The sequence below is a fragment of the Microbacterium sp. Leaf161 genome, assembly GCF_001423645.1.
Taxonomy (GTDB): Bacteria; Actinomycetota; Actinomycetes; order Actinomycetales; family Microbacteriaceae; genus Microbacterium; species Microbacterium forte.
This window is the reverse complement of sequence record NZ_LMOW01000003.1, coordinates 304,777-322,895: the sequence shown is the minus strand read 5'-3', so window position 1 is coordinate 322,895 and position 18,119 is coordinate 304,777. Positions and strand designations below refer to the sequence as shown.

Annotated in this window: 27 protein-coding genes; 7 read left to right on the top strand and 20 right to left on the bottom strand. The window is 68.1% G+C overall.

What is annotated here, in order from left to right:
* Positions 1–5 precede the first annotated feature (5 nt).
* The 15 genes from ASF87_RS16885 to ASF87_RS16815 form a co-directional block, all read right to left on the bottom strand.
* Positions 6–1,409 carry a flagellar hook-length control protein FliK gene (locus ASF87_RS16885; RefSeq protein ID WP_056377546.1) on the bottom strand — a complete coding sequence of 468 codons (1,404 nt, stop codon included), beginning with the start codon at positions 1,407–1,409 and terminating at the stop codon, positions 6–8.
* Positions 1,406–1,756 (bottom strand): hypothetical protein, encoded by a 351-nt coding sequence (locus tag ASF87_RS16880; RefSeq protein WP_056377544.1) that lies wholly within the window; start codon positions 1,754–1,756, stop codon positions 1,406–1,408. The genes ASF87_RS16885 and ASF87_RS16880 overlap by 4 nt, the downstream gene beginning before the upstream one ends.
* Positions 1,753–2,178 (bottom strand): flagellar FliJ family protein, encoded by a 426-nt coding sequence (locus ASF87_RS16875; protein ID WP_056377541.1) that lies wholly within the window; start codon positions 2,176–2,178, stop codon positions 1,753–1,755. The genes ASF87_RS16880 and ASF87_RS16875 overlap by 4 nt, the downstream gene beginning before the upstream one ends.
* Positions 2,175–3,500, bottom strand: a complete 1,326-nt coding sequence (locus ASF87_RS16870) for a FliI/YscN family ATPase (protein WP_442922809.1) — start codon at positions 3,498–3,500, stop codon at positions 2,175–2,177. The genes ASF87_RS16875 and ASF87_RS16870 overlap by 4 nt, the downstream gene beginning before the upstream one ends.
* The gene (locus tag ASF87_RS16865; protein ID WP_056377537.1) at positions 3,500–4,138 is read right to left on the bottom strand and encodes a FliH/SctL family protein; all 639 of its coding nucleotides are present in this window, start codon (positions 4,136–4,138) and stop codon (positions 3,500–3,502) included. The genes ASF87_RS16870 and ASF87_RS16865 overlap by 1 nt, the downstream gene beginning before the upstream one ends.
* Before the next feature lie 134 nt (positions 4,139–4,272).
* On the bottom strand, positions 4,273–5,355 hold the full coding sequence (gene fliG, locus ASF87_RS16860) for a flagellar motor switch protein FliG (RefSeq protein ID WP_228385512.1): 1,083 nt from the start codon (positions 5,353–5,355) through the stop codon (positions 4,273–4,275).
* Positions 5,352–6,992 (bottom strand): flagellar basal-body MS-ring/collar protein FliF, encoded by a 1,641-nt coding sequence (fliF, locus tag ASF87_RS16855; RefSeq protein ID WP_056377535.1) that lies wholly within the window; start codon positions 6,990–6,992, stop codon positions 5,352–5,354. Before fliF ends, fliG begins: the two co-directional genes overlap by 4 nt.
* A gap of 2 nt (positions 6,993–6,994) precedes the next feature.
* Positions 6,995–7,312: a flagellar hook-basal body complex protein FliE gene (fliE, locus tag ASF87_RS16850; RefSeq protein WP_056377533.1), complete on the bottom strand. Its 318-nt coding sequence runs from the start codon at positions 7,310–7,312 to the stop codon at positions 6,995–6,997.
* Entirely contained in the window at positions 7,312–7,704 is a 393-nt protein-coding gene (flgC, locus tag ASF87_RS16845; RefSeq protein ID WP_042537476.1) for a flagellar basal body rod protein FlgC, read from the bottom strand. The genes fliE and flgC overlap by 1 nt, the downstream gene beginning before the upstream one ends.
* Positions 7,701–8,048, bottom strand: coding sequence for a flagellar basal body rod protein FlgB (gene flgB, locus ASF87_RS16840; RefSeq protein WP_056377531.1), 348 nt, complete (start codon positions 8,046–8,048; stop codon positions 7,701–7,703). The genes flgC and flgB overlap by 4 nt, the downstream gene beginning before the upstream one ends.
* A 108-nt stretch (positions 8,049–8,156) precedes the next feature.
* Complete coding sequence (locus ASF87_RS16835) at positions 8,157–8,435, bottom strand: hypothetical protein (RefSeq protein ID WP_056377529.1); 279 nt, start codon at positions 8,433–8,435, stop codon at positions 8,157–8,159.
* Positions 8,436–8,441: 6 nt separating this feature from the next.
* The gene (gene fliS, locus ASF87_RS16830; protein ID WP_082508966.1) at positions 8,442–8,855 is read right to left on the bottom strand and encodes a flagellar export chaperone FliS; all 414 of its coding nucleotides are present in this window, start codon (positions 8,853–8,855) and stop codon (positions 8,442–8,444) included.
* Between the two features lie 40 nt (positions 8,856–8,895).
* Positions 8,896–10,260, bottom strand: coding sequence for a flagellar filament capping protein FliD (fliD, locus tag ASF87_RS16825; protein ID WP_056377527.1), 1,365 nt, complete (start codon positions 10,258–10,260; stop codon positions 8,896–8,898).
* A 102-nt stretch (positions 10,261–10,362) separates the two neighbouring features.
* Positions 10,363–11,187 (bottom strand): flagellin N-terminal helical domain-containing protein, encoded by an 825-nt coding sequence (locus tag ASF87_RS16820; RefSeq protein ID WP_056377525.1) that lies wholly within the window; start codon positions 11,185–11,187, stop codon positions 10,363–10,365.
* Between the two features lie 117 nt (positions 11,188–11,304).
* Entirely contained in the window at positions 11,305–12,162 is an 858-nt protein-coding gene (locus ASF87_RS16815; RefSeq protein WP_268776076.1) for a sigma-70 family RNA polymerase sigma factor, read from the bottom strand.
* A gap of 178 nt (positions 12,163–12,340) precedes the next feature.
* Between ASF87_RS16815 and ASF87_RS16810 the strand changes: the two genes are divergently transcribed.
* Genes ASF87_RS16810 through ASF87_RS16800 form a run of 3 tightly spaced genes read left to right on the top strand, consistent with a single transcriptional unit; the run spans position 12,341 to position 13,940 of the window.
* On the top strand, positions 12,341–12,931 hold the full coding sequence (locus tag ASF87_RS16810; protein WP_056377522.1) for a sulfite oxidase-like oxidoreductase: 591 nt from the start codon (positions 12,341–12,343) through the stop codon (positions 12,929–12,931).
* On the top strand, positions 12,928–13,653 hold the full coding sequence (locus ASF87_RS16805) for a ferredoxin reductase (protein WP_056377520.1): 726 nt from the start codon (positions 12,928–12,930) through the stop codon (positions 13,651–13,653). The genes ASF87_RS16810 and ASF87_RS16805 overlap by 4 nt, the downstream gene beginning before the upstream one ends.
* Entirely contained in the window at positions 13,653–13,940 is a 288-nt protein-coding gene (locus ASF87_RS16800) for a DUF6510 family protein (protein ID WP_056377518.1), read from the top strand. The genes ASF87_RS16805 and ASF87_RS16800 overlap by 1 nt, the downstream gene beginning before the upstream one ends.
* 68 nt (positions 13,941–14,008) lie before the next feature.
* On the opposite strand, the gene ASF87_RS16795 is transcribed toward ASF87_RS16800, so the two are convergent.
* Positions 14,009–14,446: a thiol-disulfide oxidoreductase DCC family protein gene (locus ASF87_RS16795; RefSeq protein WP_157550131.1), complete on the bottom strand. Its 438-nt coding sequence runs from the start codon at positions 14,444–14,446 to the stop codon at positions 14,009–14,011.
* A gap of 98 nt (positions 14,447–14,544) precedes the next feature.
* On the opposite strand from ASF87_RS16795, the gene ASF87_RS16790 reads away from it, so the two are divergent.
* Both ASF87_RS16790 and ASF87_RS16785 read left to right on the top strand, forming a co-directional pair.
* Positions 14,545–14,748, top strand: coding sequence for a hypothetical protein (locus ASF87_RS16790; protein ID WP_056377713.1), 204 nt, complete (start codon positions 14,545–14,547; stop codon positions 14,746–14,748).
* 24 nt (positions 14,749–14,772) lie between these two features.
* Entirely contained in the window at positions 14,773–15,111 is a 339-nt protein-coding gene (locus ASF87_RS16785) for a DUF7882 family protein (protein ID WP_056377513.1), read from the top strand.
* Positions 15,112–15,120: 9 nt separating this feature from the next.
* Here the strand turns inward: ASF87_RS16785 and ASF87_RS16780 are convergent, their stop codons facing one another.
* Positions 15,121–15,555: an HIT family protein gene (locus tag ASF87_RS16780; RefSeq protein WP_056377511.1), complete on the bottom strand. Its 435-nt coding sequence runs from the start codon at positions 15,553–15,555 to the stop codon at positions 15,121–15,123.
* 406 nt (positions 15,556–15,961) lie between these two features.
* On the opposite strand from ASF87_RS16780, the gene ASF87_RS16775 reads away from it, so the two are divergent.
* Both ASF87_RS16775 and ASF87_RS16770 read left to right on the top strand, forming a co-directional pair.
* The gene (locus ASF87_RS16775) at positions 15,962–16,840 is read left to right on the top strand and encodes a tyrosine-type recombinase/integrase (RefSeq protein ID WP_056377509.1); all 879 of its coding nucleotides are present in this window, start codon (positions 15,962–15,964) and stop codon (positions 16,838–16,840) included.
* The gene (locus ASF87_RS16770; protein ID WP_056377507.1) at positions 16,837–17,073 is read left to right on the top strand and encodes a hypothetical protein; all 237 of its coding nucleotides are present in this window, start codon (positions 16,837–16,839) and stop codon (positions 17,071–17,073) included. Before ASF87_RS16775 ends, ASF87_RS16770 begins: the two co-directional genes overlap by 4 nt.
* On the opposite strand, the gene ASF87_RS16765 is transcribed toward ASF87_RS16770, so the two are convergent.
* Genes ASF87_RS16765 through ASF87_RS18090 form a run of 3 tightly spaced genes read right to left on the bottom strand, consistent with a single transcriptional unit; the run spans position 17,070 to position 18,031 of the window.
* On the bottom strand, positions 17,070–17,384 hold the full coding sequence (locus ASF87_RS16765; RefSeq protein WP_056377505.1) for a hypothetical protein: 315 nt from the start codon (positions 17,382–17,384) through the stop codon (positions 17,070–17,072). The genes ASF87_RS16770 and ASF87_RS16765 overlap by 4 nt on opposite strands.
* A gap of 12 nt (positions 17,385–17,396) precedes the next feature.
* Positions 17,397–17,675 carry a hypothetical protein gene (locus ASF87_RS16760; protein ID WP_056377503.1) on the bottom strand — a complete coding sequence of 93 codons (279 nt, stop codon included), beginning with the start codon at positions 17,673–17,675 and terminating at the stop codon, positions 17,397–17,399.
* On the bottom strand, positions 17,672–18,031 hold the full coding sequence (locus ASF87_RS18090) for a hypothetical protein (RefSeq protein ID WP_235558982.1): 360 nt from the start codon (positions 18,029–18,031) through the stop codon (positions 17,672–17,674). Before ASF87_RS18090 ends, ASF87_RS16760 begins: the two co-directional genes overlap by 4 nt.
* Positions 18,032–18,119: the final 88 nt, after the last annotated feature.

The window sequence follows — 18,119 nt, the reverse complement described above, 5'->3', positions numbered from 1 at the left end:
TCCTCTCAGGCGAAGATGTCGAGCCCCGCGCCGGAGGCGGCAGAGGGCGTTGTCTGGATGGTGCGGGGAAGATCGGGGGCCTGCTCGATCCCGTGGCGGTGGTCGGGGCGCCCGCGGTTCTCGCGATCGCCTGCCCCCTGCCCTGTCGGCGCATCGCCCGCGGCCTGCTGGCCACGGTCGCCGGAGGCATCCGCGGAAGTTCCGTGGGTGACGCTCAGCGAGGCGTGCGGCATCACCGCGGCGAGGTCACGGCGCAGCTCGACGAGCATGGTGCGCAGCGCGTCTCGCCCGGCATCGGTCGCACCGCTGAGCTCGACCTGCACGTCTCCGGACGCGGTGATGTGTGCACGCACCGTGACGGGGCCGAGACTGTCGGGGTTCACCGTCATCGTGAGCTGGTGCGTGCCCATCGGACGCTGCGCGATGCTCACGACCACCGGCGCGACCTGGGCGGCCACCGCACGATTCGCGGTCGTGGCCGCATCGGGCGACGACACGGGTGTCGCCGTCGGGAGGGAGGCGGCGACCGGCACGGTGGAGGCCGTCGCGGGAGCGGGCTGCGACCCCTGCGGCTGATCCCCCGCATCGCTCGTCGCCTGCTGATTCGGAGCGGCCACGGTCGCGGCCACAGGGGCACCGACCATGGACGGGATCGCGGGCGACGATTGCCTCGGGAGTGACTCCGGCCGGGGCGCGACGGCGACCGGTTCGGACAGCGACGGATCGGCGCCGCCACCGGCAGGCTCCAGCGGAGTCGCCGGAGCGTCGACGTCGACTTCTCGGACGTCGCCCAGCGTCCCGCCCTGCATCGATCGGGGGTCGCCGCGTCCACCGGCGACGACTGCCGCGCTCACCGAAGCGGGTGCCGAGATCGACGCCGAAGCCGACGTCGTCGGCGACGCCGCGGCAACCGGAACCACGTGCATTCCATCCGTCGTGGCGGCGCCGCTCACGGGATCGACAGGTGTCGCCTCCGTCCCGGTCGTCCCGGGTACGGTCTCCACCACCGCGTCCGGAGCCGTCTCACCCGGAACGGTGCTCTGGGACGTCGTCACCTGGGATGTCGTCACCTGCGGCGTCGTCACCTGCGGCGTCGTCACCTGCGGGGCTGCCACGGAGGGCCCCGCGGTCTCCGGAGCCGACCACGCAACCAGGTGGGTCATGGCCGCGATCGCCGCCTGCGGGTCGATCGTGCGATCTGCTGCCGGTGATGCCTCCGCCGTCGGCCCGCTCGGCCGGTCTGCGGCGAGCATCGCCGTGCCCGAGTCCGACGCGCCGTCGAGCGCCTGACCTGCCGCGGTGAGCGCGTCACCGAACAGCGAACCGGAGTCACCCGACGTTCGTCCCCCGGTGTCCGCCTCACCCGCGCCGGCGCCGGAGATCATCGCGAGCAGTGCCACCCCGGTCATCCGAGCATCTCGATGATCTTCTGCATCGACGGAGTCGATCCGCCTGCCCCCGAGGCGCTCGCCGAGAACAAGGTCTGCAGTGCCGCGATGACGTCTGCATTCTCTCCGCCGGATGCCGCAGTGCTGGCGGCCGCTGACCCCGCGGCCGGGGCAGGGGCGGTGGTCTCGGTGGCCGAGGCCGCCTTGGCCGCCTCCAGCACTCCGGCGAACGTCGTCGAGCTTGCCGCCGACGTCTCGGTCGTCGCCTCGGTCGCAGCTGCGGCGGCCGCACGCCCCGCTGGATCCAGCGACACGATCTGGGTCTCGATCGCGTCGACGCGGGCGATCACCGCTGCGAGGCCGGTCATGCCGCGCTCCCCTCACGTCGCGAGGTGCGCACGACGGCGATCTCATCGAGCGCGGTCTGCTCGGCGGCGAGCTCGGCCTTGGCGGTCTCGACCCGGTGGGTGCTCTCGAGTCGCTCGAGCCCCTTCAGATCGCGTCGCGCTTCGACGTGCGCAGCCCTGGCGTCGGACTCGGCGCTGCGTCTCATGTCGACAAGCGCCTGGAGATCACTGAGGGTGCTGCGCCCCGCGGCGCGGGCCGCGGCCATGGCCATCAGCGCCCGAGGATCATCGATCTGAGCGCTGATGTCGGCGAGGCTCGTGATCGCAGTCTGCGCCGCGGTCTCGGCCTGCGCCCGTTCTGCGCTCGCACGCGAGAGATGCTCGGCGGCGACACGTTCCTGGGCGCCGCGCACACGCAGCAGACCAGCCAGTGGGAAGGTCATGGGGTGAGTCCTCCGAAGTCGGTGGTGAGGGTGGCGAGCTGCTGCCAGGAGTCGTCTGTCGCGGCGAGGTCGTCGATGCTCTGGGTGAGGAATCGAGAGATCGCACCCTCGTGAGCGATCGCGGCGTCGACCATCGGGTTGGCCCCCTGCCGATAGGCGCCGATCTCGATCAGGTCGTTCGCACTGCGCCGAGCGGCCAGGACGCTGCGCAGCGTCACCGCGTTCTGCCGCTGCTCCGGCGTGGTGATCTTCGACACGACGCGCGACACCGACCCGAGCACGTCGACCGCAGGAAAGTGCCCGCGGATCGCGAGGGCCCGATCGAGCACCACATGCCCATCGAGGATTCCTCTGGCGGCATCAGCGATCGGCTCGTTGTGGTCGTCGCCGTCGACGAGCACCGTGTAGAGGCCGGTGATCGACCCGACGGGCCCTGTCCCCGCCCGCTCGAGCAGCCTGGCCAGCACCGAGAACGTCGAGGGCGGATAGCCCCGGGTCGCGGGCGGTTCGCCGGCGCTCAACCCGATCTCGCGCTGCGCCATGGCGACGCGCGTCAACGAGTCCATCATCAGCACCACGTCGAGTCCGTCATCGCGGAAGCCCTCGGCGATCCGCGTGGCGACGAACGCCGAGCGCAGCCGTGCCATCGCCGGCTGGTCCGAGGTCGCGACGATCACCACCGAACGCGCCAGACCCTCAGGCCCCAGGTCGTCTTCGAGGAACTCCCGCACCTCGCGACCGCGCTCGCCGACGAGGGCGATGACGTTCACATCGGCGGTGGATCCACGGGCGATCATCGACATCAGTGACGACTTGCCCACACCCGACCCGGCGAACAGACCGAGACGCTGTCCCGAGCCCACGGGTGTCATCGTGTCGAGCACGCGCACACCGAGTCCGAGCTGCCGGTCGATGCGCTGGCGGTCCATCACGCTCGGGGCATCGTGGTCGAGCGACACGTGGGCGACGCTCCTGTCGAGCGGCCCCTTGCCGTCGATCGGCCGACCGAGCCCGTCGAGCACGCGTCCGAGCAGCGCTCGTCCCGTCGGCACCTGCAGCGGCGCTCCCCCATGCCGCACCCGGGCACGGGCGGTGATCCCGTCGAGCCTGCCCAGGGGCATGCAGCGGGCTGAGGCACCGTCGACGGCGACGATCTCGGCATCGACCGGGCGGCCGTCCGCCGTGTCGATGCGAATGCGGTCGCCGACCGCGCCGTCGATGCCGAGCACCTCCACCCCGAGTCCTCGCACCGCCTTCACCGTGCCGGAGCGCTCGGGGCGCGCGGCCGCGAGTGCGCGCTGCCACGACCGCGTCCCGGTGATCACCCGATCACCTCGTCAACCTGGTCGTCGCCGTCGAGTAATGCGGCCGCGCGGGCGAGCGCTGCGGTGATGCGCGTGTCGACCGCCCCGTTCTCGATCTCCACGATGGCGCCGCCGTTGTCCACGGCGGGAGAGACCGATACCTGGATGCCGCGGAGCGCGTCGATCGTCGACTCCTCCTCCTGCAGCACACGGGCGTCCTGCACGCTGAATGCGACGCGAGTCCACCGGTCCGCCGGCATCTCGGCCAGGGCGCGCCGAAGCGCGTGAGCGGCGGATCGCGCAGGATCAGACAGTTCCGCTCCGAGGATCGTCGTGGCCAGCATGACCGCGAGTTCTTCGACTCGGTCGGCAGCGAGCGTGCTCAGCTCGTCGATGCGCTGGTCGAGCGCCGCCTGCGCGGTCTCCAGCGCGCGCAGACCAGAGCCCCGCTCGTGCAGGTACAGCTCCTGGAGTTCCTGCATCCGCTGCTGCTGCGCGGCACGCTGCGCCTCACCCTCGTCCAGTGCGACTCTGCGACCTTCGGCGAAGCCGTCGGCGTAGCCCCGGGTGCGAGCGCGGTCGGCCTCGCCTCGGAGGTCGATGGGAGTCTCGCCGACGCGCGGCACGACCAGCGGCGTGAAGGCGGAATCGAGCACAGCGGACACCTCGGAGTCGAAGGGCGAGGCCTGTCCGTGGCCCGTAGGTCGAGCGATCCGTGCTCCCTGCCCACTATCGCGACACATGCCTGCGGCCGTAACCGCCGCCGCCGAATCACCTGCCGTCAGAGGGATCACTCGATGAGCTCGTCCTCGTCTTCGCGCGAGATCGTGATCTCCTCTGCGGCCTCCAGATCACGGATGATGCGCACGATCTCGGCGCGGGCCTCGTCGACCTGACGCATGCGCACGGGGCCGAGCACCCGGGTCTCCTCAGCGAGGTTCTCCTGGTTGCGCTCGGTCATGTTGCTCTTGACCTTGTCGGTGATCTGCTCGTCCGCGCCCTTCAGCGCGAGCGCGAGCATGCGGAGGTCGATCCCGCGCAGCACCCGCTGGGCGTCGCGGTCCTCGAGACGAGCGATATCGGCGAACGTGACCATGCGGCTGCGGATATCCTCGGCCAACGCCAGGTCGCGCCCCTCGAGGCTCGCGAGCAGCGACTTCTCGAGGGCGGTGTCCGACCTGTTGATGATCTCGACGAGAGGCTGCACGCCGCCGATCGCCTCATGATTGTCGCGCATCGCGAAGACGCCGGTGCGAGAGCGCAGCGAGTCGGCGACGATCGAGATCGCCTCCTGGGTCGCGGTGCCCATCGTCGCGATCGCCTGAGCGACATCGGTGCGCAGCGGGTCCTGCAGTGCGGCGAGCACCGCCGCCGCACGATCGGCTCGCAGGTTCGCCAGCACCACGGCGACCGTGGTCGGCAGCTCTCCCTCGATGATCGTGGCGAGCTGGGCCGGGTCGGCCGCGTTGAGGAAGTCGAAGGACACCGAGCCCTGCGACATCACCCTGCCGACCATCCCGACGGCCTTCTCGCGCCCGAACGCCGTCTCGAGCAGCCCGGTGGCGAGTTCCTGACCGCCGCGCGACGGCACAGAGCCGCCGGTGGCGATGCGCCGGAACTCCGCGAGAGCGCGGGCGGTCGAGGCGACGTCCACTCCCCCGAGCTGCGTGAGCTCCGCGGCGAGCATCTCGGACCGCTCCTCACCGAGGTGACGCAGCACTTCGGCGCTGGCCGCACGGTCCATGTTCATCAGCACGATCGCGGCCTTGCGAAGGCCGCTCATCTCCGGCACGGCAATCGCCGCGGGCGCCACGGCGGTCGAGACCTCGACCGTGTCGGCCTGTGCATCCAGCAACTCGGTCAGCGCGCTCATACGGTCGCCTCGTCCATCAGGTCGGCCAGTGCGCTGGCGATGGTGTCGGGTTCGCGCTTCGCCAGATCGTCGATCTCACGGCGTCTGCGCTCGACGAGCACCTTGTCGGGCTCCGGTTCGTCATCGAGGTCGATCGATGCCGACGGCAGCAGCGTGGTGGGTGCCGGGGCGACGATCGCCTCGGCTTCCTTGAGGCCCCTGAGCGAACGGAGCTTCTGCTCCTCGCTCTCGGTGACCGTGGCGAAGTACTCGATCGGGCCGTCTTCGGTGTACAGCACGCGGCGCTTCATCTTGCGGCGCACGACGAGGAAGACGATCAGGATGATCATGGCCAGCAGGATCGATCCGCCGATGATCGCCGACCGCAGCAGCTCCTGCTGCATCTGCGCCTCACGCTCGGCCTCTGCCGCCGCGAGCGCCGTCGCCGCCGCCGTCGCTCCCGCCTCGTTGAACTCGACGAACTCGACGGCGATCTCGTCGCCGCGCTCGACGTCGATGCCGGCGGCCGATGCCACGAGCGATTCGATCTGGTTCGCCGTCACGCCTGTGACGGTTCCGCGGTTCAGCGCGATGCTGACCGTCTGCCTCGTCACCTCTCCTGCCGGGGTGATGGTCTTCTCCGTCGATTTGTTCACGGCGTTGTTGCGAGACGTCTCCTCGAACTCGTAGGCGCCGGTGCCGTCGGCGTTGTTCGGGACCGCGATGTTGTCGGGGCCGAGCACGCCGGTGCCGCCCGCTTGACCGCCGTTGTAGGTCTCCGTCTTGGTCTCCTCCGACGCGCTCAGCTCCCCATCCGGGGCGGAGTACGTCTCGTCCATGCGCTCGGACGTGGAGTTCGCGACGTCAGCCGACACCGTCACGGTCGCGTTTCCAGGACCGACGATCGTCTCGAGCATCTTGCTGACGGATGCGGCGACCTTCGCCTCGTGCTCCGTCGCCTGCTTCGACGAGTTGCCGGTGAGGCCGGTTCCGACAGCCGAGAGCACTCGGCCGTCCTGATCCGTCACCGCGACGTCTTCGGGGGTCATCCCCGGCACGGCGGCGCTCGTGAGGTGCACGATGGCCTCGATCTTCTCATCGCTGAGGGTCGATCCGTTGCGGGTCTTCACGAACACGGATGCGGTCGGGCTCTGCCGCTCCGAGACGAAAACGCTCTCCTCGGGGATCGCGAGCTGCACCGATGCGGTGGAGATGCCCTCCATGGCACCGATCGTGCCGGCCAGCTCGCCCTCGATCGCGCGCTTGTAGGTGACCGACTGCTGGAACTCGCTCGCAGTCACACCCATGTCGTCGAGCAGCGTGTACCCCTCGCTGGTGTCGCCGGGAAGGCCGGCCGATGCCGCTGCCAGGCGCTGCGCGTAGACCTGGTCGTCGGGCACGAGGATGGTCGCGCCGCCCTCGGTGAGCTCGTAGCCCACGCCCGCCGACTTCAGCTGCTCGACGACAGCCGACGCATCGCCGGCGCTCAGGCCGGTGAACAGCGGACTCATCTGCGGCTTGGTGAGCCATGCGCCGAGCGCGATGGCCCCCATCACGAGCAGCGCGACGCCGATGATGGCGATCGTGCGCTGCGCGAGCGAGAATCCAGAGACGACCTGCTTCGCGCGGTCGTAGTAGCTCGTCAGCATCTTGGGCATCGTCAGGCCTGCATCCTCATGATCTCGTTGAACGCCGAGACGCTGCGGTCACGCACGGCGACCACCAGATCGAGCGTCACTGAGGCGCGTGTCGACGCGATCATCGCCTGATGGATGTCCTGCAGGTCACCTGTGACGGCCTGCACCGCGAGCTCGTTCGACGACGACTGCAGCTGCTGGAGGTTCTCCACGGCTCCCGAGAGCGATGTCGCGAAGGTGCTCCCCGATGCCGATGCACCGGATGCCTCCGGACCCGTCTCGAAGCTGAGCGCAGAGAGCGGCGTGACGCCTGCCGCGGAGATGGCCTCGACGCCGGACATCAGTTGCGCCCGATCTGCAGTGCGGCCTCGTAGGTCGTCTTCGCACGGTCGACGACGGCGGCGTTCGCCTCGTATCCGCGCTGCGCCAGGATCAGCATGCTCATCTGGTCGCCGAGCTCGACGTTCGGGTACTGCACATAGCCGTCCTCGTTCGCGTAGGGGTGCTCGGGGTCGTACACGAGCTTGGCCTCGGCATCGGATTCGACCACGCCTGCGACATAGACGCCCGGACTCTCCGTGCCGGCCTGCACGGTGACGAACTTCTCTCGGAACGCCTCCTGGCCCGCGGGAGTGGCCGTGTTCACGTTCGCGATGTTGTCGCTGAGCGCGTCGAGCCACTTGCGGTGCGCGGTCAGGCCGGTGCCGGCGATGCCGATCGCGTCGAAGGTCATGCGGAGGCCTGCCCGATCGCCTTGGTGATGGACGCCGCCTGGCCGCCGATCGCCTGGCTCGCGAACTGGAACCGCAGCACGGTGTCGATGTTCGACAGGGTCTCGGTGTCGAGGTTGACGTTGTTGCCGTTCACCCTGGTCGGTTCGAGTGATCGCTCGACCGTGGCGCCGACGGTTCCCGAACCGCTTTCGACGGCGGAGCGCAGCTCGTCCTCGAACTGGACGCGCTTGGCCTGGTAGCCGGGCGTGTTGACGTTGGCGATGTTCTCGGCGATCGAGCGTTGGCGCAGGGCCAGCCCATCGAGGGCGCTGATCAGCGCAGAGGAGGTGACGGATTCGAGCACGGGGGCACTCCGGACGTTGGTGGAGAGGCCGATCCCTGGCCAATCGTCGAGCGATCCGTGCTCGGTGCCGACTATCGCGACACTCGACTGCTCACGTAACCGCGATGCTCAACCCTCGACGTCGAGATATGCGGGTACGTCGGTCTTGGAGGTCGGCACCCGTCGCAGTGCGGCGATCTCGCGTGCGACATGGGCGCGGGAGGTGACCAGGCCGCCGATCATGAGCTGCTGCCGCGCGAGAACAGCCTCTGCGCGTTCGCGAAGCTCCTCCGGCACGGGGCCGGGTGGCGCATCGAAGGGCTGACCATCGAGCTGCTCGTCGGCAGCGTCGAGAGCCCGCTCGAACTGGTCGAGCACCGTCAGCCAGGCCGAGAGGTTGTCAGGCACGAGAGCTCAGGCCAGAGCCGTGATGGGCGTCTGCGTGCCGGACGTGATCGCCGCGGCCGCCGCATGCCAGGCCTCGCGCAGCGGAACGACGAGATCGCGGCACTCTGCGGTGGCGACCCGATCACGAGCGATGTTCGCGGTGATCAGACGGCCCGTGAGGTACGTGTACACGCCATGCAGCTCAGCGGAGCCGTCCCACTCATCGGTGAGTGAGCCGTTCAGTTCGGCGACGATCTGCTGCGCGTGCACGAGGTGGTTCCCCGCGGCCGCCCAGTCTCCGCACTCCTGCGAGGCGTCTGCGCGCTCGATGTCGACCAGCAGGCGGTCGTAGAGCAGCACGAGAAGGCGTTCGGGCGTGGCCGAGGCGACCTGCTGCTCGAGGTACTGCTGCTTTGCGCGGTCGAGAGAGGTGATGGGCATGATTCTGGTCTCCGATGAGATGGTGGTTGCGGTGCTCAGGTCACGACGTGGTCGTGCCGTTGAGGCCTGCGAGCTGCGAGGTGAGCCACGACGACTGCGACTGGAGCTTCGACAGCTGGACCTCGAGCTGCGCATACGTGCGCTCGAGCGTCGCCTGCCTCTGCTCCAGCCGGACGTCCCATCGCTCGACCTGGGTCTTGAGCGTCTTGACCTCGGTCTCCTGACCGGTGATGCGCTGGGTGAGCAGCCCGTCGTACTTGTCGGAGTACTGGTCGGTGACGCCTTCGACGCGTCCGGCGATCGACGAGAAGATCTCCTGGGTCTTCTCCGGGTCCTCGGCGAGGGCCTTTCCGAACTTCTCCGCGTCGAAGGAGAGCACGCCCTTGTCGCTGATCGAGATTCCGATCGTCGACGGCGATACTCCGTCGACCGGAAGCTGCATCGCGTTCGCGAGAGCGCCGCGGAGATTGCGAACGGTGCTGTCTCCGGTGAACACGCCGAGAGTGGTGGACTCGCCGACCTCTCCGATCGTCGCCTTCGATCCCTTGTCGATGCGCGTCAGCAGCGCAGCGATCTCCTTGACGAACGTCTCGGCGGTCGTGGTCTGCTTCTTGTCGTCCCTGGCGACGGTCACCGTCACCGGATCAGCGCTGGCCTTCGTGACCGTGACCTCGATGCCCTCGCCCACGCTGATCGTGTTGCTTGCGCTGTTCAGCGTCTGCTCGGCCGTGGTTCCGGCGAACAAGCGGATTCGGGCGTCCGCACCCTGCGTGATGACGGCGGCGCCCGGCTCTGCGCCGATATCCGTCGAGGTGCCGGCTGCGACGTCCGCGGCAGTGCCCCGATGCACGGTGAACTCGCCGGCTGCGCCGGTCTCGATCGACGTCAGCTGGATGCGCGAGAGCGGCTTGCCGTCGGCATCCGTACCCGCGGGGACGACCGTCGCGCTCACTCCGGCCTTCGACGCGTTGATGGCTTTGGCCAGGTCTTGCGGACCGGTGCCGAGCGGGGTCACCTCGATCGATTCGCCGTCCGAGCCGACGAGAGTGAAAGCGCCGCCCCATGCCGTGGATCCTCCGGACGCCGTGACGATGGAGTGCGACGTGGCGACGGCGTCGACGACGATGTCGGTCGAGAACGCCGATGCCTTCGCGCCGGCCGTGACCGTGACGGTCTCGGATGACGATGTCGCCGTGAACGAGGCGAGCGAGGAGGGTGCGGCCGCGGTCTTGGCCTTGGCGACGAGCTCCTGCAGCGTGGTGTTCAGCGACTGGAGGTTCGTGATGATCGAGTTGCGATCCGCGATCTTGTTGGTGATGAGCGTCTTCGGAATCGCCGAGACGTCCATGAGCGCTTTGATGAGCTCTTGCGTCTTGAGCCCTGATACGAGTCCGTCGAGTTTCATCCCGGTCGTCTTCCGTGCGGTGTGGTCTGGGGTGTCCTACAGGAAGGCGCCCGAGCGGAGGTGACTCCGCCCGGGCGCCTGTTGCGCCTCAGGCGCAGCGACTCAACGGAGAAGCTGCAGGACGCCCTGGCCCGACTGGTTCGCCTGAGCGAGCATGGCGGTGCCAGCCTGCTGCAGGATGTTCGAGGCGGTGTACTTGACCATCTCGGCCGCCATGTCGGTGTCCGCGATGCGGCTCTTCGCTGCGGCCAGGTTCTCGGCCGAGACCTGCAGCGAGTTGATCGTCGACTCGAAGCGGTTCTGCACGGCACCGAGGCCGGCACGAGCCGTCGAGACGTTGGTGATCTGCGCGTCGACTGCGGCGATCGTGGTGAGCGCGTTCGCAGCGGAGTCGACGGTCAGTGCGCCGATGGTCGCGCCGAGGCCCGAGAAGTCGGTCAGCGTGACCGCGATCTGGTCCTCTGCGGCGTCCGACCCTGCGCCCACCTGGAACGTCAGCGTGCTCGCGCTGTCGAGCAGCTTGATCCCGTTGAAGTTGGTGCTGGCGGCGACACGGGTCAGCTCCTCGCCGAGCGAGTCGATCTCGGTCTTGATGGCGTCGCGCGAATCGGCGTTGTTCGAGTCGGAACCCGCCTGCACAGCGAGGTCACGAACGCGCTGCAGGATCGAGTGGACCTCGGTGAGCGCGCCTTCTGCGGTCTGGATGACCGAGATGCCGTCCTGAGCGTTGCGTGCTGCGACGTTCAGGCCGTTGACCTGCGAACGCAGGCCCTCGGAGATGGCGAGGCCGGCGGCGTCATCGGCTGCGCGGTTGATGCGCAGACCGCTCGAGAGCTTCTCGAGCGACTTCGAGACGTCGTTCTGGTTGACAGAGAGGTTGCGGTACGCGTTGAGTGCACCGACGTTGGTTGCGATCTGAAGACCCATGAGAATTCCTCCGTGGTTATGGGGCTGGACGCGGGCCCATCCGTGGGCCTGCACAACCGATATTCGCGACATGCGCCGCCGTCGTAACCACGGAGCCGGAAGATTCCGGGTGTCGGTTCAGACGGCGGCGAGGAGCTCGCTCGACCGGTCGCGAGCCTCGGGGCGGATCGGGCCGAACAGGGTCTCGAAGAACTCCGCCCGCGCCTTTGTCGATCGGTCGCCGGTCGTGCCGTTCTCCCATGCCTCCATGGCCTCGCGCATCAGGGCGAGACCCCGCGAGCGGACCTTCGACACATACGCGTGGCTGACCTCGAGCTCTTCGGCGATGTCCTTCACCATCCGGTCTTCGAGGTAGATCCCGCGGACGACCTGTCGCATCGCCGCCGGCAGCGCCTCGATGACGCGGTTCACCATCGCCCGCGTCTCCGACTGCTCGACCGCGTGCTCGGGCAGGATGACGCTGTCGGTGAGATCGGCGGCCTGACGCCCGGTCTCGACGTCGAAGTGCTCCTCGAAGCTGGTCGCGGTGCGCACCATCTCGTCGAGCTTCATCATCTCGGCCACGACGTCGACAGTGAAGCCGGACTCGCGCGCGAGCTCCGGCGTGGTCGCCACCCGGCCGGTGCGAGCGAGCAGAGTCTCGGCGGCGACCCGCAGGCGTTCGATCTTGTCGCGACTGCGTTCGCCGGCAGGATCCGCTCTGCGCATCTCCGACAGCATCGCCCAGTTGATCTGGCTGCTCGCGAAGGCGCCGAACGGAATGCCGCGCGCCGGGTCATACGACATCGCGGCACGGGCGAGGCCCAGGCGTGCGGCCGAGAGCAGATCGTCGAGGTCGACATGCGTCGCCGATCTCGCCTTCTCCACAGCCAGGAAGGTCGCGAGCGGCATGTTGTCGCGCGCCAGCTTCTCGGGCGAGGCAGAGACGACTTCAGGCTGAGTGGAATCAGCAGAAACAGCGAAACTACTCAGCAATGTGACTCCGTGGCTTGAACGACTGTTTTACGAGTGAAGCTAGCATGAAGCACACGTTTATGAGTAAAAAATGACCAGGGCGCGCCGATACCCAGTCGCCCTAGAATCAGTCCCACACGGCAGGCATCCCCCGCGAGCGACTCGCGGCTCCGCTCCGACCGAACGAAAGAAGACGATCATGGGTGTGATCTCCCGCGGCTTCGGCGCACGGCGACGCGAGTCGGACGACCGCCTCCCTCCGGGCCAGTACCTCACCGAGGACTTCCCCGTGCTCTCCGCAGGGCCGACACCGCGGGTCTCCATCGACACGTGGGAGTTCGCGGTCGTCGGTCTCGACGGCATCCGTCGCACCTGGTCATGGGACGACCTGCAGGCACTCCCGATCGACACCATCACCACAGACATCCACTGCGTGACCCGGTGGTCGAAGCTCGGCACCCGCTGGCGTGGCGTCTCGCTCGATCATCTGCTGCAGGATGCCGGCGAGGGCGATTTCACGCGGGTCTTCTCCTACGGCGGGTACACCACCAACGTTCCGCGCGCCGACCTCACGGGCGGCAAAGCGTGGGTGGCGTTCGAATTCGACGGCCAGCCGCTCGCTGCGGAGCACGGCGGCCCTGCTCGCCTTCTGGTGCCGCACCTCTACTTCTGGAAGTCCGCCAAGTGGGTCCACGGTCTGGATCTGCTCGAGAACGACGAACCCGGATTCTGGGAGCAGAACGGCTACAACATGTACGGAGATCCCTGGAAAGAGGAGCGTTACTGGTGACCACGGCACCGCTGTGGCTGGTCGCCAGAGTCGTCGAGACACGAAACCCCACGCCCCACGGTCGCGTGCTCGAGCTGCGGGTCGACGGGTGGCCGGGGAATCTGGCCGGTCAGCACGTCGACGTGCGTCTGACCGCAGAAGACGGGTATCAAGCGGTCAGGTCGTACTCCCTCGCATCGTCCGGTGACTCGGACATCATCGAACTCGCGGTCGACGAAGTGCCCGAGGGCGAGGTCTCTCCCTATCTCGTCGAGGACGTGCGCCCCGGAGACGAACTGGAGGTTCGCGGTCCGATCGGCGCCTACTTCGTGTGGACCCCCACCCAGACCGAGCCCGTGCAGCTCATCGCAGGCGGGTCGGGGATCGTCCCGCTCATCGCGATGGCGAGGCAGCACGCGCGCGCGGGCAGCTCGGCGCCGATTCGCCTGCTGTACGCGGTGCGTTCCGCCGCCGATGCGTTCTACACGGACGACCTCGCCCAGCTCGCCGACGACGCCTTCCTCGTCGACTGGGCGTACAGCCGTTCGGCGCCTCCGGGCTCCGAACGCCCGGCCGGCCGGGTGGACGCGGCGACGATCGCGGCCTCCACGATTCCTGCCACCGAACACCCGTCGGTCTACGTCTGCGGGCCGACGGGCTTCGTCGAGGCGGTCGCAGACCTGCTCGTGGCGGCGGGGCATCCGCCGGAACGGATCCGCACTGAGCGCTTCGGAGGTGCCTGATGGACGCTCCCCACCCCGGTCATCGCACGCGAGTCGACGGCAACGCCGCAGGCGGGATTCTGCTCGAGGTCTTCGGCAGAGACATGACGAGCGCGCGAGCAGCATGCGCGCACTGCGACCGCGAGGCCGAGCTCGCCGACGCGATCGCCGAGCTCGATCCGGCCGGCGTCATCCTCCTCTGCCGCGGATGCGGTCGCACACTGCTGACCTGTCTCCGCGACGGCGGCAGCGCGACCCTCGTGATCGGTGCTCTGAGTCTCCTGCGCTGGCCGGTCAGCGACGGATAGTCAGTCACGCCGTGCGGGCTGCGGATCCTGCCGCGGTATCGTGCTCGGCCCGCGTCGCCCGGCGTCGGTCAGAGCTCTACCGGCGGAACGGGCTCCACATCCGCTTTCGCGAGTCCGCTGACATCGCGGCTATCGGACCGTGGCAGGGCGCAGGCGGCGGTGCCCCCGGGAAGCCGGTGCCTGAAGCGCGCGACCAGGGCATAGCCGAGCGCCGCTGCCCAGGAGAACGGGGGCGTCACGAGCAGCTGGCCCGCGACGCGGAGGATCCACGAGCGCTGCATCCTCAGCAGAGCGGCGAAAGCGGCGTGACCGCGGAACCGGCGTTCGCCGACCAGCAGCCACACGTAACGGGTGACCTCGGCGGAGCTCAGGCCGAGCTCGTCGAGGTCCAGCCACTGCGACGGCTGAGCGTCGGGGAAACGGACGAGCCACCGCTCGAGTCGCCGCACCCACGTGGTGCAGAAGGCACAGTCGCCGTCATAGACGAGCAGCGGTTGCGGACGCATGACGTCGACCTTACGCTCCTGCCCGGCGCCGCGAACCACAGGGTCCTGCTGATCACAAGCCCCTGTTCATCGATCGGAGCATGATGGAGCCTGTCGCCATGAGCCACCCGGACGACATCAAGCAACCGCTCGATCATCTGCCTCCGCTCGACGAGCGCGACAAGGCGATCGAGATCGAAGAGCCCCACTACCCGAACTCCGAATCGCCGACCGGGCGCGCGCACGCGACGCCCGAGACGGCAGCCGAACCCGACAAGCCCAACCGGCACGGCGTCGACAAGCTGCCGCCGACCTCGCGCTGAGGACTTCCGGAGAGACGGCAGATCATGGGCAGGTTCGTGTACGAAGGAAGCCAGAAGGCCGAGATCGACGATCGCACCCTCCACCATCTGCAGGTGGTCGTGACGACGAAGCTGCGACGAGGTGAGCCCTTCCTCTTCACGTGGCGGGATGACACCAGCATCGGCGGCGGTCGCAGCACGGTGTGGTTGCACCCTGGTTGCAACCTCGTCTTCAGTTACTCCGTCGGACGCGTACCGGACATCAACCGGCAGTGGATCGACGCGCTCGCGTTCACCGCGAACGCACCGTCGGGGTTGTATGTCGTCCGCGAGCCCGATGGCGAGCCGAGCGCTGACCCCGGACGGGCTGCTCGATCCCGATGACGAAGACTGTCATGAGCTAAGCGGCCCAGCTCCGACGACGTCGAAGGCGGCGCTGAGCAGACCGATCGCGATCGCTTCGGCCAGCGGCTCGAGCGGTCGGCGCTCCCTCGGGTCGTCCCACGGACCGCTGTCCGGCAGCGGGTCGCGGTCGCGGCGACGAGGGATGAGGTGCGCGTGCACGTGCGAGTCGGTGTTGCCCGAGAGAGCGATGTCGACGCGGTCGGCGCCGGTGGCTCGTCTGATGATGCGCGCGGCGCAGTGGATGTCGGCCATGAAGAGCTCTGCGACCGCTGTCGGCGCGGCGGCGATGTCGTCATAGTGATCGCGCAGGCTGACGATGCTGCGCCCTGGGAACCGAGCGTCAGAGAAGAGTCCGATGCGGGAGACGCTCAGTCGACCGACCGGGTTGGCCACGGCGAACTGACACTTCTGACAGGTGTTCACGTGGCCTCCCTCCCGGCATCGGATCGACATCCGCGAGCCGCTCAGAGGCCACCAAGAACTCTAGGAGAGGCGTGACGTCTCGGGAAAAGAGGCGCCCGGCCTGGCCATTCGCGCCACGGTGCACTATGTTCCGGCGCGGTCGAGACTCGGGGCGAGAGTGTGGTGGGCCCTGCCGGGATCGAACCGACGACATCCACGGTGGAGTCACAGCGTTTCGCACCCATCATCGACATCTTCGCAGGGCGGGAAGCCTCCTAGGCTTACACCCTCGCAACCTCGCGGCCGCGTGCACGACGCGCTCAGTGAATCGTATCGATTCCTGGGCGCGTCGGTCGTCGCGGTCTATTCGCTTGAATCCATACGGTCAGAGTAAGGCTGAACGAGCCTTCAACCGAAGGGTTACACCATGCACTATCAGGACGCCGCTGCCCTGGAAATGTTCGTCGATTACCAGCGGGCGCAGAATCTCGCATCCACGACGATCCGCAATCGGACGAGCATACTCGGCACGTTCGCGCGCAAGACGGGATCACTCGTCGATGCCGACATCTTCACGCTGCGCCGGTACATCGGCCGCGACGATGCCGTGAGCGCCGGAACGCGCCGCACTGAGCGCGGCGCTCTGACCGCGTTCTACACGTTCCTGCACGACGAGGGCATCCGTCCCGACAACCCGGCGACGAAGCTGCCCGTCGTGCGCGTACCGAAGGGCAAGCCTCGGCCGTTCAGCGCCGAGCAGATCGATGCCATGCTCGCCGCCGGCACCTACACGAAGACTCGAGCGATGATCCTGCTCGGGTACTACCAAGGCTTCCGGGTGTCCTCGATCGCACCCGTGCACGGCCATGACATCGACATGCTCAGCAACCGCATCCGAACCGTCGTGAAAGGCCGAAAGGAAGTGCGGCTTCCGCTGCACCCGGTGATCGCCGCGCTCGCGCTCACGATGCCGCTGGACGACTACTGGTTTCCGGCCCGCCAGGGGCGAGGCGGGCACATCCACTCCACGTCGGTGACCGATCTCATCACCAAAGCCAAGAAGCGCGCCGGCATCACCGACGACAAGCTCACGCCGCACTCTCTCCGACACTCGTTCGGCTGCGATCTCGTAGAGGAGGGCGTCGACATCCGAGTGGTGCAGGAGCTGCTTGCGCACGAGAACCTGTCCACCACGCAGATCTACACGCAGGTCAGCGAGCGCCGGAAGGACGACGGTATCCGCACGCTCACGCCGCGCGAGGTGCCGGCTCGATCCGGGAGAGGTGCCGCTAAGCTCGCGGCATGACCAAGCAGACCAAGATCGTTGTCGCGGTCGGTGCGGCGATGGGCGTTCTGCTCGCCGCCGTTCTCGTCGTCGGCATCCTGATCCTCAACTCGGTGAACACTCCCACTGAGGAGGAGCGGGTAGCCGCGTGCATGGCGGAGCGCGGCTACCCGCTCGACAAGCCGGCGAACGAGACAGAGGGCTTCACGATGGAAGGTCTGCGCGAGGCCTCGGAGGCTTGCGGGCTCGACTAGAGGCTCGCGCCGGGCCGGTAGACGACACCGACGCCACCGCCAATGATGCCCATGACGGTCGTGGCGACTCCGCCCGTGGCGAGCACCTGCCCAGCGATGTCGGGGAACCAGATGCCGGCGACACCGGACGCGAGCGCCGAGGCGGCCGCGGTTCCGAGGGTCGTCCAGTACACGGCATCTCGGACGGTCACGGGCACAGTCGGCCGGTAGTCATCAGCGGTGAGGTCTGTGGTGTGCAGGCCGTCGTCATCGGCGATCGCGCCGGCAGCAACGAGCGCGGCGCGGCGGTCTGCGCGGGTCTGAGGTGTCATGGTCTTTTCCTTTCAGGGGGTGATGATGTTCCAGAGGGCGACCCCGATGCTGACGAGGAGAGCGAGAACGCCCATGACTCTCCCCCACTGCGCGGCACTGTCTTCCTCGAGGTCGTTGATTCGTTCGTCGTGGCGGGCGAGAGTCTTGCCCTTGTCGTTGAGGCGAACCTCGTGCTGGGTCAGGGTGCCCTCGTGCTGATCCAAGCGCTGATCGTGCCGCGCGAGAGTCGCGGTGAGCATGCCCTCGATGCGAGCGACGCTGATCCTGAGGTCGGTGTCGCTCTCATTCATCCCGCCGCCGCCTCGGCGAGCTGCTCGACGTACTCCCGCGTCTGATCCGACGTGACCTTGACTGCGGCGACCGAGGATCGAATCGCGTTCCATGCCGACCATGTGTTGCCCTCGCGAACCGAGCCGTCGAGCGGGTTCAGCACGACGAACTTGCCGCCGCGAACATCCCAGATGTGCAGGTCGATGCCGTGGCGAGCGAGGAGCACCGGAAGTTCGGCGAGCGTGGTCGGCACGTAGATGTCTTCCGCTGTCACGATGTTCTTGATGCGGTCGGGGTCGTCCGACTCGATCATGTGACTGAACACGGCGGGGGCGATCGTGCACTTGTGCTGGCCGTCGATGAGTAGTGCGATCATGTCGTCGTCCTCCTTGGGGACAGGGGTGGGGGTCGGGCCGCCGGCGGCAGGGACGCTCAGTCGGTTAGAGATGAACGGAACGGGATCG

Excerpts from the sequence above, each read along its gene's own strand:
- ASF87_RS16885 (WP_056377546.1), bottom strand. The coding sequence starts at position 1,409 with ATGACCGGGGTGGCACTGCTCGCGATGATCTCCGGCGCCGGCGCGGGT.
- ASF87_RS16880 (WP_056377544.1), bottom strand. The coding sequence starts at position 1,756 with ATGACCGGCCTCGCAGCGGTGATCGCCCGCGTCGACGCGATCGAGACC.
- ASF87_RS16875 (WP_056377541.1), bottom strand. The coding sequence starts at position 2,178 with ATGACCTTCCCACTGGCTGGTCTGCTGCGTGTGCGCGGCGCCCAGGAA.
- fliG (WP_228385512.1), bottom strand. The coding sequence starts at position 5,355 with ATGAGCGCGCTGACCGAGTTGCTGGATGCACAGGCCGACACGGTCGAG.
- fliF (WP_056377535.1), bottom strand. The coding sequence starts at position 6,992 with ATGCCCAAGATGCTGACGAGCTACTACGACCGCGCGAAGCAGGTCGTC.
- fliE (WP_056377533.1), bottom strand. The coding sequence starts at position 7,312 with ATGTCCGGCGTCGAGGCCATCTCCGCGGCAGGCGTCACGCCGCTCTCT.
- flgC (WP_042537476.1), bottom strand. The coding sequence starts at position 7,704 with ATGACCTTCGACGCGATCGGCATCGCCGGCACCGGCCTGACCGCGCAC.
- fliS (WP_082508966.1), bottom strand. The coding sequence starts at position 8,855 with ATGCCCATCACCTCTCTCGACCGCGCAAAGCAGCAGTACCTCGAGCAG.
- fliD (WP_056377527.1), bottom strand. The coding sequence starts at position 10,260 with ATGAAACTCGACGGACTCGTATCAGGGCTCAAGACGCAAGAGCTCATC.
- ASF87_RS16820 (WP_056377525.1), bottom strand. The coding sequence starts at position 11,187 with ATGGGTCTTCAGATCGCAACCAACGTCGGTGCACTCAACGCGTACCGC.
- ASF87_RS16810 (WP_056377522.1), top strand. The coding sequence starts at position 12,341 with ATGGGTGTGATCTCCCGCGGCTTCGGCGCACGGCGACGCGAGTCGGAC.
- ASF87_RS16800 (WP_056377518.1), top strand. The coding sequence starts at position 13,653 with ATGGACGCTCCCCACCCCGGTCATCGCACGCGAGTCGACGGCAACGCC.
- ASF87_RS16795 (WP_157550131.1), bottom strand. The coding sequence starts at position 14,446 with ATGCGTCCGCAACCGCTGCTCGTCTATGACGGCGACTGTGCCTTCTGC.
- ASF87_RS16790 (WP_056377713.1), top strand. The coding sequence starts at position 14,545 with ATGAGCCACCCGGACGACATCAAGCAACCGCTCGATCATCTGCCTCCG.
- ASF87_RS16785 (WP_056377513.1), top strand. The coding sequence starts at position 14,773 with ATGGGCAGGTTCGTGTACGAAGGAAGCCAGAAGGCCGAGATCGACGAT.
- ASF87_RS16775 (WP_056377509.1), top strand. The coding sequence starts at position 15,962 with ATGCACTATCAGGACGCCGCTGCCCTGGAAATGTTCGTCGATTACCAG.
- ASF87_RS16770 (WP_056377507.1), top strand. The coding sequence starts at position 16,837 with ATGACCAAGCAGACCAAGATCGTTGTCGCGGTCGGTGCGGCGATGGGC.
- ASF87_RS16765 (WP_056377505.1), bottom strand. The coding sequence starts at position 17,384 with ATGACACCTCAGACCCGCGCAGACCGCCGCGCCGCGCTCGTTGCTGCC.
- ASF87_RS16760 (WP_056377503.1), bottom strand. The coding sequence starts at position 17,675 with ATGAATGAGAGCGACACCGACCTCAGGATCAGCGTCGCTCGCATCGAG.
- ASF87_RS18090 (WP_235558982.1), bottom strand. The coding sequence starts at position 18,031 with ATGATCGCACTACTCATCGACGGCCAGCACAAGTGCACGATCGCCCCC.